This is a genomic window from Vibrio sp. MACH09 (assembly GCF_033238805.1).
Lineage (GTDB): Bacteria > Pseudomonadota > Gammaproteobacteria > Enterobacterales > Vibrionaceae > Vibrio.
The window spans coordinates 272,846-288,782 of the sequence record NZ_BSFZ01000001.1; the positions used below are offsets into that span (position 1 = coordinate 272,846).

Below are 15,937 nucleotides of genomic sequence, written 5' to 3' on the forward strand. Positions count from 1 at the left end.
TCAGCTTTTTTTATGACAAAACAGAAATGTAGAGTACTTGATACTTACTCAAAACAGATTTCGATAAATGCGTTACCCCATTCAGAAGTAAAAGGCATAATAATAATTGCCCCTTCGCATTTATGACGAATTGTATGCCCTTTTCCTGATACAACAATTGGCGTTGCCATATCGAACTCAAACCCACTATCGGAAAGGATACGTTTTGCGCCTCCTGTTACCATGTTGGTTATTTCGCCCACCATATCCGTCACTTCTTCATTAATACCGTTGGGTCTCTCACCTAGCATGTTTTGCATTATTTCTAATGCTAAACCTTCATCAAAAGTTATCGACATCGATCCTTTTGATTGATCTCCAACCATACCAATGAGTCCAGAAACATCGCCTCGGGCAATTTCATCTTTTTTAACTCTTGGTTTCTGAGGCTTCAACTCTAAGGAAGCCATCGTTTTTAACACGTTCATTAATGAAGCTAAAAACGGATTTACAAATTCAGCGCGCATAACACTCTATCTTAATTATTCATGGGTTGATAAGCAGGACCGACAGGTACCGTGCGTTTCAATGACATGATCTGTTATATGAAAACCGTGCTGTTCAGCATTACTAGCCAGCAAAGCCATCAGGTTATCATCTTGTTGCTCTATTACGTTACCGCATTGGTCACAAATAAGTAGTTGAGAGTGATGCTTGTGCTGACCACATAGACGACAAGATATAAAACTATTATTAGATTCAACTTTATGTATAAAGCCTTGCTCTAACAAAAAGTCCAGAGCTCGATATATTGTAGGGGGTTTGGCCTGTGGTTCACTCTCTTTTAACTGCTCTAATAAATCGTAAGCGCTAGACGCACTTTTATTGCAGCATATAAGCTCAAATACTCGCTTACGTTGTGGAGTAAACCTCACACCTCGAGATTCACAAATTCCCGTGACATGTTCAAGTAGCGCTTGATCCAATTTGATCCCCTAAATACACGAACTATGTTAATAATACACTATTTATAGACAAACATTATAGTTCGTTATGAAATGTAACCCTAAGATAAAAGCCTATTGTGGATCAAGTAAATAGATCATTTTGCGTAATTTTAATTGAGAATATTTGCGCTTGTTGACAACTTTGCTATCTGAAAATGACAAGATCGATTACAATGCGCGCCAATCAGAAGCAAGCTTTTAGGCTTGATATTGGCAACCACAGGTTGCTTTTCATCGAATTTATCAAGGTTCTTTTCTATGCACCATTCATCTCGCTTTTCCATTGCGCCCATGCTCGATTGGACAGATAGACACTGTCGCTATTTCCATCGTCTGTTAACACAGCAGTCTCTGTTATACACCGAGATGGTGACAACGGGTGCAATTATTCATGGTAAAGGCGATTTCTTGGCTTATAACCAAGAAGAACATCCCGTAGCGTTACAACTCGGTGGCTCAAATGCAAAAGATTTAGCTGTATGCGCTAAGTTGGCGCAAGATCGTGGTTATGATGAAATCAATTTAAACGTTGGGTGTCCTTCAGATCGAGTTCAAAATGGTCGTTTTGGCGCTTGTCTAATGGCAGAACCTGAATTGGTTGCTGACTGTATTAAAGCCATGAAGGATGTGGTGAGTATTCCTGTCACAGTAAAAACAAGAATTGGTATTGATGATCAAGATAGCTATCAGTTTTTGACAGATTTTCTCTCAATTGTAAACGAAAAAGGGGGCTGTGATGACTTTACTATACATGCGCGAAAAGCATGGTTAAGTGGTCTTAGCCCAAAAGAAAATAGAGAAATCCCCCCTTTGGATTACTCAAGGGCTTATCAAGTTAAGAAAGATTTTCCTCATCTTAATATTGGCCTTAATGGTGGTATTAAAACATTAGAAGAGTCTCTAGAGCATTTAGAGTTTGTTGATGGGGTTATGGTTGGGCGTGAGGCGTACCAAAGTCCTTATCTATTGGCTCAGGTCGATCAGAAGATCTTTGGAGAAGATAAACAGATTAAGAAGCGTAGCCAAATCGTCGAAGAGATGTATCCATACATCGAGCAACAGTTATCAAATGGCAGCTATCTTGGCCATATCACTCGACATATGCTAGGTCTCTTTCAGAGTATGCCCGGTGCTCGTCAGTGGAGAAGGCATATTAGTGAGAATGCACATAAGCAAGGTGCGGGAATAGAAGTGGTAGAGCAAGCTTTAGCAAAAATCCCTAAAGAGCTAAATGTGTAAATTTAACCAATAAATAGGTTATTTTTACCAAGTTATCACAGCTATAAAGGTGGTTTTTGTTTGGCTGGATCTTAACTTTTTGATTTATATTGTTTTTTAAAGTTGGCTTAATTCCTGCTCTATGAATAGAAAAGGAGAAATATTATGTTCGAGCTATTGTTCTTATTTGTATTCTTAGGGGTTCTGTTTTTCACTGGTGTAACAATGGTGACCATTTTTCTCGCAATAGGCATCTCTATATTTATGATGTTTCTGATGGGAATGTTAGGGTTTGCACTGAAGTTACTCCCTTGGTTGATAGTGATTGCACTCGGTGTATGGTTCTATAAAAACTATGTGATTACTGCTCGTTAAGAAAAACGCGGCTTAAAAATAGAGTACAGCCACAGAATAAATCGATTTTATTGTTACTAAACGCCCTACTAGGGCGTTTTTTTATAGCTATTATTTATAAGAACAAACAAAAGTTAGCAAATTGTTAACTATCAGCCATTCTTAATAGGGACAAAGCTAAAAATAGTGATGAATGAAATAGTAATAAAGCAAAGTGACAAGGAAAGGAGCAATGACGATTACAGAGTTAAAATTGCTATATCGAGAAAAGCAGTTAGTAGAAGCGATTATTGAGCCTTCGATTCAGGATGGAAGCTGGGTTGTTGAGTTTAGGCATGCAAGAGGAGGGTTTGTGTTGCTAACGGATTCTCACGGAGAAGAGTGTCAGTACTTAGATCTTGATTTAGCGTCAAAGTCTGCGATGGCTGTTGGCTTTAATCAAGTTCGTATTGAAGAGAAGTGATAGTGTCGCTATATCTCTAAAAGTTATAAAACATGAACTTCTATTCTTTCTTGTTATTAAAAGGAGTGGTTAATCTATAGTTACGCAATGAATAGGAATGTCGTGACTATGTTATTAAAGGAACTCTCTGCGCTATCTAGCCCATTAAATGATCAGCAAATTAATCAGCTCCAGTCGGCTACGTCGGAATTATCACCTCAACAATTGGCTTGGGTTAGTGGTTATTTTTGGGGAATAAGTCAGCAAGCCGCGACCTCTCCAGTTGCTTCTCAACCTGCACTTTCTCAAGTTGCCACTCAAATATCGAGCCAGCTATCGATTATATTCGCTTCGCAAACAGGTAATGCGAAAGGGGTTGCGGAAGCTTTAAAGCAAGATGCAGTGGCTCGTGGAATTACAGCGAACGTTTATGATGCAAGTGATTATAAAGGAAAGAACTTAGCAAAAGAGACTCACGTTATTATTGTGGCATCAACAAATGGAGAAGGAGAAGCTCCTGATAATGCCATTGAGTTGCATGAGTTTTTGCAGTCAAAGAAAGCACCTAAGTTAACGAACTTACAATATGGAGTCATTGGCTTAGGGGACTCCAGTTATGAGTTTTTCTGCCAAACCGGTAAAGATTTCGACAGCTATCTCTCCAAATTAGGTGCGACTTCGTTTATTGAACGTATTGATTGTGATGTTGATTATGAATCTTCAGTGTCAACGTGGCAGCAAAGTGCTCTTGAAAAGATAAAAGAAGCGTTTGAGGCATCGAACGATGCTGAAGTCGTGCCATTACCTATTGCGACAACGGATGTTTCTCACTATTCCAAAAGTACGCCTTTTTCCGCGAGCTTACTTACCAATCAAAAAATTACTGGTAGAGAATCAGATAAAGATATCCGTCATATTGAGATCGATCTTGAAGGCTCAGGAATAACATACGCTCCGGGAGATGCACTGGGCGTTTGGTATGAAAATAGTGCAGAACTTGCAGATAAAATACTTGAAGCGGTTGGTTTGTCTGGCGTAGAAAGTGTTGATGTCGATGGGGATTCATTGTCTATCCGAAGTGCACTAATCAGTAAGTTCGAAATTACCTCTAGTAACCCGCAGTTGATCACTAAATTTGCCGAACTGTCAGCTAGTAAAAAGTTACAAAAGCTGGTGGATGACAAAAATAAGTTACGAACTTTCGCTGCAAAAACTCAAATCATCGACGTACTAACTATAAAGAAAACAGTGTTAACGGCTGAGCAGTTGGTTGAACTATTGAGACGTTTAACCCCAAGGCTATATTCCATTTCATCGAGTCAACTAGAAGTAGAAGATGAAGTGCATCTTACTGTTGGTTTAGTTGCCTACGATAATAACGGAGAAACTCGTCAAGGGGGAGCGTCTAGCTACCTTGCTGAGAGACTGCAAGAAGACGATAAAGTAAAGGTTTTTGTAGAGCACAATAACAACTTCAAACTTCCAAGTGATGATGTTCCCATCATCATGATTGGTCCTGGAACAGGAATCGCTCCATTTAGAAGCTTTATTCAAGAGCGAGATAACAGAGAAGCATCAGGTAAAAATTGGCTAATCTTTGGCGAACGTACTTTTACGCAAGACTTCTTATACCAAGTGGAATGGCAAAAATATTTAAAAAGTGGCGTGCTGAATAAACTAGATGTTGCTTTTAGCCGTGATCAAAAAGACAAAATTTACGTACAAGACCGACTTTTAGAAAACGCACCACAAGTATGGAAGTGGATAGAGGAAGGCGCTTATATCTACGTGTGTGGTGACGCAAATCTAATGGCAAAGGATGTGCACAATACTCTTATCAACATTATTGAAACTGAAAGTCAGCTTAACAAAGAAGAAGCAGAGCAATTGCTAAATAATCTGCGTAAAGAAAAACGTTATCAAAGGGATGTCTACTAATGAGCAAGCAAAACCAAACCGACAAACAAACTGTATTGGGAGAGGTTTTAGGCCCTTTATCCGATAATGAGCGTCTTAAAAAGAGCAGTGACTTTTTGAGAGGAACAATCGAGAACGACCTACAAGACCAAATTACAGGTGGTTTTACCGCAGATAACTTTCAACTGATTCGTTTTCATGGAATGTATCAACAAGATGATAGAGATATTCGAGCTGAAAGACAGAAGCAAAAGCTGGAACCTTTACATAATGTAATGCTTAGAGCTCGCATGCCGGGAGGGATTATCACTCCTAAGCAGTGGTTAGCTATCGATAAGTTTGCTGATGAACACACGTCATATGGAAGTATTCGCTTAACTACGCGACAGACTTTTCAGTTTCATGGTGTATTAAAGCCAGATATTAAGCTTATGCACCAAACGTTAAATGATATTGGTATCGATTCAATAGCAACGGCTGGTGATGTAAACCGAAATGTTTTATGTACCAGCAACCCGATTGAGTCTGAGTTACATCAACAGGCTTACCAATGGGCGAAGAAAATTAGTGAACATCTACTGCCGAAGACAAAAGCGTACGCAGAGATCTGGCTGAATGGCGATAAAGTTGAAACAACAGATGAAGAGCCAATATTAGGCAGCAATTACTTACCACGTAAGTTCAAAACGACAGTGGTGGTTCCGCCGGTTAATGATGTTGATGTTCATGCCAATGATCTTAACTTTGTGGCCATCGCTGAAAAAGGCGAACTTATTGGATTCAATGTATTGGTTGGTGGTGGACTGGCCATGACACATGGTGATGAAACCACTTATCCAAGAAAAGCCGACGATTTTGGTTTCATCCCGTTAGATAAGACACTCGATATAGCCGCTGCAGTCGTAGGCACGCAAAGAGATTGGGGAAACCGCTCGAATAGAAAGAACGCTAAAACCAAATACACATTAGATCGAGTTGGTATCGATGTATTTAAAGCAGAAGTCGAACGTAGAGCCGGTGTTTCATTTGCCGAAACTCGCCAGTATTCATTTACCCACAGAGGGGACCGTATTGGTTGGGTTGATGGTATTGATGGTAAGCAACATTTAACGCTATTTATTGAGAATGGACGTTTACTTGATTTTGCTGATCGATCTTTAAAAACGGGTGTTGCTGAAATTGCCAAGATACATAAAGGCGATTTTAGAATGACAGCGAATCAGAACCTTATTATTGCCGGGGTAGCAAATGAAGATGCGGCGCAGATAGAGAAGATAGCAAAAGAGCACGGTTTAATTGACGATGATACGTCTGAGCAGCGTAAAAACTCAATGGCGTGTGTTGCCTTTCCTACCTGTCCATTAGCGATGTCAGAAGCGGAGCGATTTTTACCTTCTTTCGTGACTGATGTAGAAGCTATTTTGGATAAACATGGTATAGCAAAAGATGACAGTATCATTTTGCGGGTAACGGGATGCCCCAATGGTTGTGGTCGAGCCATGCTGGCAGAGATTGGTTTAGTAGGAAAAGCCCCCGGTCGTTACAATTTACACCTTGGTGGGAATAAAGCCGGTACTCGGGTACCAAAAATGTATAAAGAGAACATTACCGATGAACAGATACTCGAAGAAATCGATCAGCTCGTCAGTGAATGGGCCAGCAATCGCCTAAAAGATGAAGCGTTTGGTGATTTTGTAATACGAACAGGAGTCATTGAGGAAGTTATTATCTCTAAGAGAGACTTTTATGCCTAATGCTTTGAAGAAACTTTATCGGTTAGATGACTACCTTAAGCTAAATAAAGCGGCTCAAAGCTTACAGCTGGCAGAAATCAATGCTGAGCTGGAAAGTTTAACTGCTGAAGAACGGATTAAGTGGGCACTAGTTCATATAGAAGGAAATCATGTGGTTTCCTCTAGCTTTGGTATCCAAGCTGCAGTCATGCTTGGGTTATTGAAAAATGAATCACCGGATATTCCGGTGATACTAACGGACACAGGCTATTTATTTCCTGAAACATACCTGTTCATTGATGAGTTAACCGAGAAGTTGCAACTCAATATCAAAGTGTACCGTGCAGAAGATAGCCCCAACTGGCAAGAAGCACGTTACGGTAAGTTGTGGTTACAAGGCATTGACGGTATCAAGAAGTACAATTTGATTAATAAAGTTGAGCCTATGAGAAGAGCATTGCAAGAACTGTGTGCGACTACTTGGTTCTCGGGCTTAAGAAGAGGACAGTCAGATACTCGTTCTCATTTACCAATACTTTCTGTGCAAAATGGTGTTTTTAAATTTCTACCTATTGTTGATTGGAATGATGAGGATATAGATATTTTCTTGTCTGAGAATCATCTGCCTTATCATCCTTTAAAAGAGAGTGGCTACCGTTCTTTAGGCGATACACATACAACAAGTAAGTGGAAAGAAGGGATGAGAGAAGATGAAACTCGTTTTTTTGGGCTAAAAAGAGAGTGTGGCTTACATGAAGACAATGAATTACAGAATGATGGGCTAGGAATATAAGCTCAATAAACAACCAGTATTGAATAAAACTGTGGATAAGTTGTGTTTTAAAACTGAGTAAAGTTATAGAAATAGCAGTTCTGATGGTTTTCTAATCATAAAGTGAGTTTTTTACAAAAAAGAGCAAAAAAAGGGTTGCCAATGTGAATTCGATCTCTATAATGCGCCCTCACTGACACGGCAGAGCCCACAAGGGTTAACTGGCAAAATCAGTCAGGCAGCAGCCTAGCAATGTGACTTTTTATTCCGCTTTTTAAGCAAGAATAAAAAAGTAAAAAAGTGTTTGACACTTCACATTAAATCGCTAGAATGGCCGCCTCGCTTCAGGGAAGACCTTAACGGAAACCAAGAAGCAACGCTCTTTAACAATTTAAACCTATCAATCTGTGTGGGCACTCGTTGATGACAATCGAAGATGATTCTCTGCTTTCGGGCACGAAATCAACAACGGTTTCAATGAACTGAGTGACCAATATTGAATTGGATACAGCCTTGAGCTGTTTTGTTTTACTTTTTTAAAAGTAAAAACCAATGAGAGCACAGTCAATTCATTATCATTCTGTTGGAATGGTAATAGCTTTAAAATTACTTCTTACTTTCGGGTAAGAGCAGTTTTGAAGTCAGTATTCGTTGAGTCCCGTTTCTCTTAATAGAGAAACAAAATCAAAACTTTAAATTGAAGAGTTTGATCATGGCTCAGATTGAACGCTGGCGGCAGGCCTAACACATGCAAGTCGAGCGGAAACGGCAATAAAGATTCTTCGGATGATTTATTGGACGTCGAGCGGCGGACGGGTGAGTAATGCTTAGGAATTTGCCCAGTCGAGGGGGATAACTATTGGAAACGATAGCTAATACCGCATACGCCCTACGGGGGAAAAGAGGGGACCTTCGGGCCTTCTGCGATTGGATAAGCCTAAGTGAGATTAGCTAGTTGGTGAGGTAATGGCTCACCAAGGCGACGATCTCTAGCTGGTCTGAGAGGATGATCAGCCACACTGGAACTGAGACACGGTCCAGACTCCTACGGGAGGCAGCAGTGGGGAATATTGCACAATGGGCGCAAGCCTGATGCAGCCATGCCGCGTGTGTGAAGAAGGCCTTCGGGTTGTAAAGCACTTTCAGTCGTGAGGAAGGTAGTTGTGTTAATAGCGCAATTATTTGACGTTAGCGACAGAAGAAGCACCGGCTAACTCCGTGCCAGCAGCCGCGGTAATACGGAGGGTGCGAGCGTTAATCGGAATTACTGGGCGTAAAGCGCATGCAGGTGGTTTGTTAAGTCAGATGTGAAAGCCCCAGGCTCAACCTGGGAAGGTCATTTGAAACTGGCAAACTAGAGTACTGTAGAGGGGGTAGAATTTCAGGTGTAGCGGTGAAATGCGTAGAGATCTGAAGGAATACCAGTGGCGAAGGCGGCCCCCTGGACAGATACTGACACTCAGATGCGAAAGCGTGGGGAGCAAACAGGATTAGATACCCTGGTAGTCCACGCCGTAAACGATGTCTACTTGGAGGTTGTGGCCTTGAGCCGTGGCTTTCGGAGCTAACGCGTTAAGTAGACCGCCTGGGGAGTACGGTCGCAAGATTAAAACTCAAATGAATTGACGGGGGCCCGCACAAGCGGTGGAGCATGTGGTTTAATTCGATGCAACGCGAAGAACCTTACCTACTCTTGACATCCAGAGAAGCCAGCGGAGACGCAGGTGTGCCTTCGGGAGCTCTGAGACAGGTGCTGCATGGCTGTCGTCAGCTCGTGTTGTGAAATGTTGGGTTAAGTCCCGCAACGAGCGCAACCCTTATCCTTGATTGCCAGCACTTCGGGTGGGAACTTCAGGGAGACTGCCGGTGATAAACCGGAGGAAGGTGGGGACGACGTCAAGTCATCATGGCCCTTACGAGTAGGGCTACACACGTGCTACAATGGCGCATACAGAGGGCAGCCAACTTGCGAAAGTGAGCGAATCCCAAAAAGTGCGTCGTAGTCCGGATTGGAGTCTGCAACTCGACTCCATGAAGTCGGAATCGCTAGTAATCGTAGATCAGAATGCTACGGTGAATACGTTCCCGGGCCTTGTACACACCGCCCGTCACACCATGGGAGTGGGCTGCAAAAGAAGTAGGTAGTTTAACCTTCGGGGGGACGCTTACCACTTTGTGGTTCATGACTGGGGTGAAGTCGTAACAAGGTAGCCCTAGGGGAACCTGGGGCTGGATCACCTCCTTAATACGAAGATTGCTCGTTTATGAGTGTCCACACAGATTGATATGGTTTAGAAAGTTAAGAGATGTTTTGAAAGTGTCCAACGCTTTCATACCTATGTCCCGTTCGTCTAGAGGCCTAGGACACCGCCCTTTCACGGCGGTAACAGGGGTTCGACTCCCCTACGGGATACCATCTTTAAGTGTTCTTTCTTTAAAAGAAAGATGAGAATATTTAAAAATGGTTTATTTCTTTAAATAGAAAAAATCTTTGCTCTTTAACAATTTGGAAAGCTGACAGATAACAATTTGATTGATTGTTATCTAATTTAAAAGTTCTCAAATCCTAATTTTCTTTGAAATATAAGAGATTTAGGTACCAACACACATTCAAGTGTTCTTGGAAACACCATTACATAGTAATGCTGTTTATATTTGAGTCCGGCAAAATCGAAATGTTGTCTCGCTCATTCAAATAATGAGACAACGATAGAAACCTTGGTTGCTCATAAGACCCTTTGGGGTTGTATGGTTAAGTGACTAAGCGTACACGGTGGATGCCTTGGCAGTCAGAGGCGATGAAGGACGTATTAACTTGCGATAAGCGTAGATTAGGCAGTAAAAGCCACTTGAGTCTACGATTTCCGAATGGGGAAACCCAACTGCATAAGCAGTTACTGTTAACTGAATACATAGGTTAACAGGGCAAACCCGGGGAACTGAAACATCTAAGTACCCGGAGGAGTAGAAATCAACCGAGATTCCGAAAGTAGCGGCGAGCGAAATTGGATTAGCCCTTAAGCTTTTAGTGCGTCAGGTGAAGAGTCTGGAAAGTCTCGCAATAAAGGGTGATAGCCCCGTAACCGACAACGTACAATCAGTGAAATCGAGTAGGGCGGGACACGTGATATCCTGTCTGAATATGGGGGGACCATCCTCCAAGGCTAAATACTACTGACTGACCGATAGTGAACCAGTACCGTGAGGGAAAGGCGAAAAGAACCCCTGTGAGGGGAGTGAAATAGAACCTGAAACCGTGTACGTACAAGCAGTAGGAGCCTCCTTTGTGGGGTGACTGCGTACCTTTTGTATAATGGGTCAGCGACTTATATTTAGTAGCAAGGTTAACCGATTAGGGGAGCCGTAGGGAAACCGAGTCTTAACTGGGCGTCGAGTTGCTAGGTATAGACCCGAAACCAGGTGATCTAGCCATGGGCAGGTTGAAGGTTGAGTAACATCAACTGGAGGACCGAACCGACTAATGTTGAAAAATTAGCGGATGACTTGTGGCTAGGGGTGAAAGGCCAATCAAACCTGGAGATAGCTGGTTCTCCCCGAAAGCTATTTAGGTAGCGCCTCGGACGAATACTACTGGGGGTAGAGCACTGTTAAGGCTAGGGGGTCATCCCGACTTACCAACCCTTTGCAAACTCCGAATACCAGTAAGTACTATCCGGGAGACACACGGCGGGTGCTAACGTCCGTCGTGGAGAGGGAAACAACCCAGACCGCCAGCTAAGGTCCCAAAGTATAGCTAAGTGGGAAACGATGTGGGAAGGCTCAGACAGCCAGGATGTTGGCTTAGAAGCAGCCATCATTTAAAGAAAGCGTAATAGCTCACTGGTCGAGTCGGCCTGCGCGGAAGATGTAACGGGGCTAAGCTATACACCGAAGCTGCGGCAATGCTCTTTTGAGTATTGGGTAGGGGAGCGTTCTGTAAGCCGTTGAAGGTGAACTGTAAGGTTTGCTGGAGGTATCAGAAGTGCGAATGCTGACATGAGTAACGATAATGGGGGTGAAAAACCCCCACGCCGGAAGACCAAGGGTTCCTGTCCAACGTTAATCGGGGCAGGGTAAGTCGACCCCTAAGGCGAGGCCGAAAGGCGTAGTCGATGGGAAACGGGTTAATATTCCCGTACTTCTTACAATTGCGATGGGGGGACGGAGAAGGCTAGGTGGGCCTGGCGACGGTTGTCCAGGTTCAAGGGTGTAGGCTGATTTCTTAGGTAAATCCGGGAAATCACTAAGGCTGAGACCCGATGTCGAGCGCCCAAGGGCGTGAAGTCATTGATGCCATGCTTCCAGGAAAAGCCTCTAAGCTTCAGATTGTAAGAAATCGTACCCCAAACCGACACAGGTGGTCGGGTAGAGAATACCAAGGCGCTTGAGAGAACTCGGGTGAAGGAACTAGGCAAAATGGTACCGTAACTTCGGGAGAAGGTACGCTTCTGACGGTGAAGTCCCTCGCGGATGGAGCTATCGGAAGTCGCAGATACCAGGTGGCTGCAACTGTTTATTAAAAACACAGCACTGTGCAAAATCGCAAGATGACGTATACGGTGTGACGCCTGCCCGGTGCCGGAAGGTTAATTGATGGGGTTAGACTTAGGTCGAAGCTCTTGATCGAAGCCCCGGTAAACGGCGGCCGTAACTATAACGGTCCTAAGGTAGCGAAATTCCTTGTCGGGTAAGTTCCGACCTGCACGAATGGCGTAATGATGGCCACGCTGTCTCCACCCGAGACTCAGTGAAATTGAAATCGCTGTGAAGATGCAGTGTACCCGCGGCTAGACGGAAAGACCCCGTGAACCTTTACTACAGCTTGGCACTGAACATTGACCCTACATGTGTAGGATAGGTGGGAGACTTTGAAACTTCGTCGCTAGATGGAGTGGAGTCAACCTTGAAATACCACCCTTGTAGTGTTGATGTTCTAACTTAGTCCCCTGATCGGGGATGAGGACAGTGCCTGGTGGGTAGTTTGACTGGGGCGGTCTCCTCCCAAAGAGTAACGGAGGAGCACGAAGGTGGGCTAAACACGGTTGGACATCGTGTGGTTAGTGCAATGGCATAAGCCCGCTTGACTGCGAGAATGACAATTCGAGCAGGTGCGAAAGCAGGTCATAGTGATCCGGTGGTTCTGAATGGAAGGGCCATCGCTCAACGGATAAAAGGTACTCCGGGGATAACAGGCTGATACCGCCCAAGAGTTCATATCGACGGCGGTGTTTGGCACCTCGATGTCGGCTCATCACATCCTGGGGCTGAAGTCGGTCCCAAGGGTATGGCTGTTCGCCATTTAAAGTGGTACGCGAGCTGGGTTTAGAACGTCGTGAGACAGTTCGGTCCCTATCTGCCGTGGGCGTTGGAGAATTGAAAGGGGCTGCTCCTAGTACGAGAGGACCGGAGTGGACGAACCTCTGGTGTTCGGGTTGTCATGCCAATGGCATTGCCCGGTAGCTAAGTTCGGAATCGATAAGCGCTGAAAGCATCTAAGCGCGAAGCGAGCCTTGAGATGAGTTCTCCCTGATACTTTAAGTATCCTAAAGGGTTGTCGTAGACTACGACGTTGATAGGCAGGGTGTGTAAGCGTTGTGAGGCGTTGAGCTAACCTGTACTAATTGCCCGTGAGGCTTAACCATACAACACCCAAGGGGTTTTGTTACTGAGATTGTTCCAGACAATCCTCAGCACTTCCTACATCCGTGTAGGTTGTGGACTCAAATAGAACATTGAATGTGTAAAGAACTTTTAAAGTTAGTTTTCCAGATTATTAAATATCCCTTTTAGGGGTATTTATCCAAATTTTGCTTGGCGACCATAGCATTGTGGACCCACCTGATCCCATGCCGAACTCAGAAGTGAAACGCAATAGCGCCGATGGTAGTGTGGGGTTTCCCCATGTGAGAGTAGGACATCGCCAGGCTTATTTACTTGTTTTCAGATTTTGAACAAATCTGAAGGCAAAATGTTTGACTTGTCTTTTGATAGACGAGTTAACATAGAATTCTAGATGTATTTTTAGAGTTTTATGTTGACTTTCATAGTGAGACGCGTATTATTCGCATCCGCTTTAGTGCTTAACGCATGAAAGCAACGCTCTTTAACAATTTAAACCTATCAATCTGTGTGGGCACTCGTTGATGACAATCGAAGATGATTCTCTGCTTTCGGGCACGAAATCAACAACGGTTTCAATGAACTGAGTGACCAATTTGATAGCACTTCTTTTATTAGAAATGGCTATCGAGCACAGTCAATTCATTATCATTCTGTTGGAATGATAATAGCTTTAAAATTACTTCTTACTTTCGGGTAAGGACAGTTTTGAAGTCAGTATTCGTTGAGTCCCGTTTCTCTTAATAGAGAAACAAAATCAAAACTTTAAATTGAAGAGTTTGATCATGGCTCAGATTGAACGCTGGCGGCAGGCCTAACACATGCAAGTCGAGCGGAAACGGCAATAAAGATTCTTCGGATGATTTATTGGACGTCGAGCGGCGGACGGGTGAGTAATGCTTAGGAATTTGCCCAGTCGAGGGGGATAACTATTGGAAACGATAGCTAATACCGCATACGCCCTACGGGGGAAAAGAGGGGACCTTCGGGCCTTCTGCGATTGGATAAGCCTAAGTGAGATTAGCTAGTTGGTGAGGTAATGGCTCACCAAGGCGACGATCTCTAGCTGGTCTGAGAGGATGATCAGCCACACTGGAACTGAGACACGGTCCAGACTCCTACGGGAGGCAGCAGTGGGGAATATTGCACAATGGGCGCAAGCCTGATGCAGCCATGCCGCGTGTGTGAAGAAGGCCTTCGGGTTGTAAAGCACTTTCAGTCGTGAGGAAGGTAGTTGCGTTAATAGCGCAATTATTTGACGTTAGCGACAGAAGAAGCACCGGCTAACTCCGTGCCAGCAGCCGCGGTAATACGGAGGGTGCGAGCGTTAATCGGAATTACTGGGCGTAAAGCGCATGCAGGTGGTTTGTTAAGTCAGATGTGAAAGCCCCAGGCTCAACCTGGGAAGGTCATTTGAAACTGGCAAACTAGAGTACTGTAGAGGGGGTAGAATTTCAGGTGTAGCGGTGAAATGCGTAGAGATCTGAAGGAATACCAGTGGCGAAGGCGGCCCCCTGGACAGATACTGACACTCAGATGCGAAAGCGTGGGGAGCAAACAGGATTAGATACCCTGGTAGTCCACGCCGTAAACGATGTCTACTTGGAGGTTGTGGCCTTGAGCCGTGGCTTTCGGAGCTAACGCGTTAAGTAGACCGCCTGGGGAGTACGGTCGCAAGATTAAAACTCAAATGAATTGACGGGGGCCCGCACAAGCGGTGGAGCATGTGGTTTAATTCGATGCAACGCGAAGAACCTTACCTACTCTTGACATCCAGAGAAGCCAGCGGAGACGCAGGTGTGCCTTCGGGAGCTCTGAGACAGGTGCTGCATGGCTGTCGTCAGCTCGTGTTGTGAAATGTTGGGTTAAGTCCCGCAACGAGCGCAACCCTTATCCTTGATTGCCAGCACTTCGGGTGGGAACTTCAGGGAGACTGCCGGTGATAAACCGGAGGAAGGTGGGGACGACGTCAAGTCATCATGGCCCTTACGAGTAGGGCTACACACGTGCTACAATGGCGCATACAGAGGGCAGCCAACTTGCGAAAGTGAGCGAATCCCAAAAAGTGCGTCGTAGTCCGGATTGGAGTCTGCAACTCGACTCCATGAAGTCGGAATCGCTAGTAATCGTAGATCAGAATGCTACGGTGAATACGTTCCCGGGCCTTGTACACACCGCCCGTCACACCATGGGAGTGGGCTGCAAAAGAAGTAGGTAGTTTAACCTTCGGGGGGACGCTTACCACTTTGTGGTTCATGACTGGGGTGAAGTCGTAACAAGGTAGCCCTAGGGGAACCTGGGGCTGGATCACCTCCTTAATACGAAGATTGCTCGTTTATGAGTGTCCACACAGATTGATACGGTTTAGAAAAGTAAAGAGATGTTTTGAAAGTGCCCAACACTTTCACACCTATGTCCCGTTCGTCTAGAGGCCTAGGACACCGCCCTTTCACGGCGGTAACAGGGGTTCGACTCCCCTACGGGATACCATTGGGTCGTTAGCTCAGCTGGTAGAGCAGTTGACTTTTAATCAATTGGTCGCAGGTTCGAATCCTGCACGACCCACCATTTAAAGAATATATTGGGGTTATAGCTCAGCTGGGAGAGCGCCTGCCTTGCACGCAGGAGGTCTGCGGTTCGATCCCGCATAGCTCCACCATTCTTTAACTTCACCATGATGAAGTAAAACATTATGGGCGATTAGCTCAGTTGGGAGAGCACCTCCCTTACAAGGAGGGGGTCACTGGTTCGAGCCCGGTATCGCCCACCATTCTCTAAATATTTTTGGATATTATCCAAACCAAATAAGTTTGTTTATCTTGGTTCGGATTTTTGTCGTCGAAAGTCTTTAGAAAATGTGATTTCTTTAAGTAGAAAAAACATCGCTCTTTAACAA

8 protein-coding genes, 5 tRNA genes and 4 rRNA genes are annotated in these 15,937 nt (G+C 44.3%); 15 read left to right on the plus strand and 2 right to left on the minus strand.

The genetic code is table 11. The annotated features are described in order from the left end of the window. Positions 1-44: 44 nt before the first annotated feature. Both CHJ_RS01240 and zur read right to left on the minus strand, forming a co-directional pair. Positions 45-506, minus strand: coding sequence for a chemotaxis protein CheX (locus CHJ_RS01240; RefSeq protein WP_171754841.1), 462 nt, complete (start codon positions 504-506; stop codon positions 45-47). A 15-nt stretch (positions 507-521) separates the two neighbouring features. Next, positions 522-965, minus strand: coding sequence for a zinc uptake transcriptional repressor Zur (gene zur, locus CHJ_RS01245; RefSeq protein ID WP_216613488.1), 444 nt, complete (start codon positions 963-965; stop codon positions 522-524). A 279-nt stretch (positions 966-1,244) separates the two neighbouring features. On the opposite strand from zur, the gene dusA reads away from it, so the two are divergent. The 15 genes from dusA (at position 1,245) to CHJ_RS01320 (ending at position 15,811) form a co-directional block, all read left to right on the plus strand. Continuing rightward, positions 1,245-2,225 (plus strand): tRNA dihydrouridine(20/20a) synthase DusA, encoded by a 981-nt coding sequence (dusA, locus tag CHJ_RS01250; protein ID WP_317916674.1) that lies wholly within the window; start codon positions 1,245-1,247, stop codon positions 2,223-2,225. 144 nt (positions 2,226-2,369) lie between these two features. Continuing rightward, the gene (gene pspG, locus CHJ_RS01255; protein ID WP_171754839.1) at positions 2,370-2,579 is read left to right on the plus strand and encodes an envelope stress response protein PspG; all 210 of its coding nucleotides are present in this window, start codon (positions 2,370-2,372) and stop codon (positions 2,577-2,579) included. 211 nt (positions 2,580-2,790) lie between these two features. Next, entirely contained in the window at positions 2,791-3,021 is a 231-nt protein-coding gene (locus CHJ_RS01260; protein WP_171754838.1) for a hypothetical protein, read from the plus strand. Positions 3,022-3,108: 87 nt separating this feature from the next. After that, entirely contained in the window at positions 3,109-4,938 is a 1,830-nt protein-coding gene (locus CHJ_RS01265; RefSeq protein ID WP_317916675.1) for an assimilatory sulfite reductase (NADPH) flavoprotein subunit, read from the plus strand. After that, positions 4,938-6,671: an assimilatory sulfite reductase (NADPH) hemoprotein subunit gene (gene cysI, locus CHJ_RS01270; RefSeq protein WP_317916676.1), complete on the plus strand. Its 1,734-nt coding sequence runs from the start codon at positions 4,938-4,940 to the stop codon at positions 6,669-6,671. The genes CHJ_RS01265 and cysI overlap by 1 nt, the downstream gene beginning before the upstream one ends. Further along, on the plus strand, positions 6,664-7,443 hold the full coding sequence (locus CHJ_RS01275; protein ID WP_317916677.1) for a phosphoadenylyl-sulfate reductase: 780 nt from the start codon (positions 6,664-6,666) through the stop codon (positions 7,441-7,443). The genes cysI and CHJ_RS01275 overlap by 8 nt, the downstream gene beginning before the upstream one ends. 673 nt (positions 7,444-8,116) lie before the next feature. Next, positions 8,117-9,667 (plus strand): 16S ribosomal RNA (locus CHJ_RS01280). 95 nt (positions 9,668-9,762) lie between these two features. Next, positions 9,763-9,838, plus strand: a tRNA-Glu gene (locus tag CHJ_RS01285). A 334-nt stretch (positions 9,839-10,172) separates the two neighbouring features. Beyond that, a 23S ribosomal RNA gene (locus CHJ_RS01290) occupies positions 10,173-13,064 on the plus strand. Positions 13,065-13,232: 168 nt separating this feature from the next. Next, a 5S ribosomal RNA gene (rrf, locus tag CHJ_RS01295) occupies positions 13,233-13,348 on the plus strand. Positions 13,349-13,808: 460 nt separating this feature from the next. Next, positions 13,809-15,359 (plus strand): 16S ribosomal RNA (locus CHJ_RS01300). Together the 16S, 23S and 5S rRNA genes with 5 tRNA genes alongside form the textbook arrangement of a ribosomal RNA operon. A 96-nt stretch (positions 15,360-15,455) precedes the next feature. Continuing rightward, a tRNA-Glu gene (locus CHJ_RS01305) sits at positions 15,456-15,531 on the plus strand. Positions 15,532-15,533: 2 nt separating this feature from the next. Continuing rightward, positions 15,534-15,609 (plus strand) — tRNA-Lys (locus CHJ_RS01310). Between the two features lie 15 nt (positions 15,610-15,624). Further along, a tRNA-Ala gene (locus CHJ_RS01315) sits at positions 15,625-15,700 on the plus strand. Positions 15,701-15,735: 35 nt separating this feature from the next. Further along, positions 15,736-15,811, plus strand: a tRNA-Val gene (locus CHJ_RS01320). Positions 15,812-15,937: the final 126 nt, after the last annotated feature.

What these genes read in the sequence shown, in the direction of transcription:
- CHJ_RS01240 (WP_171754841.1), bottom strand. Translation starts at nt 506, where the DNA reads ATGCGCGCTGAATTTGTAAATCCGTTTTTAGCTTCATTAATGAACGTG.
- dusA (WP_317916674.1), top strand. Translation starts at nt 1,245, where the DNA reads ATGCACCATTCATCTCGCTTTTCCATTGCGCCCATGCTCGATTGGACA.
- pspG (WP_171754839.1), top strand. Translation starts at nt 2,370, where the DNA reads ATGTTCGAGCTATTGTTCTTATTTGTATTCTTAGGGGTTCTGTTTTTC.
- CHJ_RS01260 (WP_171754838.1), top strand. Translation starts at nt 2,791, where the DNA reads ATGACGATTACAGAGTTAAAATTGCTATATCGAGAAAAGCAGTTAGTA.
- CHJ_RS01265 (WP_317916675.1), top strand. Translation starts at nt 3,109, where the DNA reads ATGAATAGGAATGTCGTGACTATGTTATTAAAGGAACTCTCTGCGCTA.
- cysI (WP_317916676.1), top strand. Translation starts at nt 4,938, where the DNA reads ATGAGCAAGCAAAACCAAACCGACAAACAAACTGTATTGGGAGAGGTT.
- CHJ_RS01275 (WP_317916677.1), top strand. Translation starts at nt 6,664, where the DNA reads ATGCCTAATGCTTTGAAGAAACTTTATCGGTTAGATGACTACCTTAAG.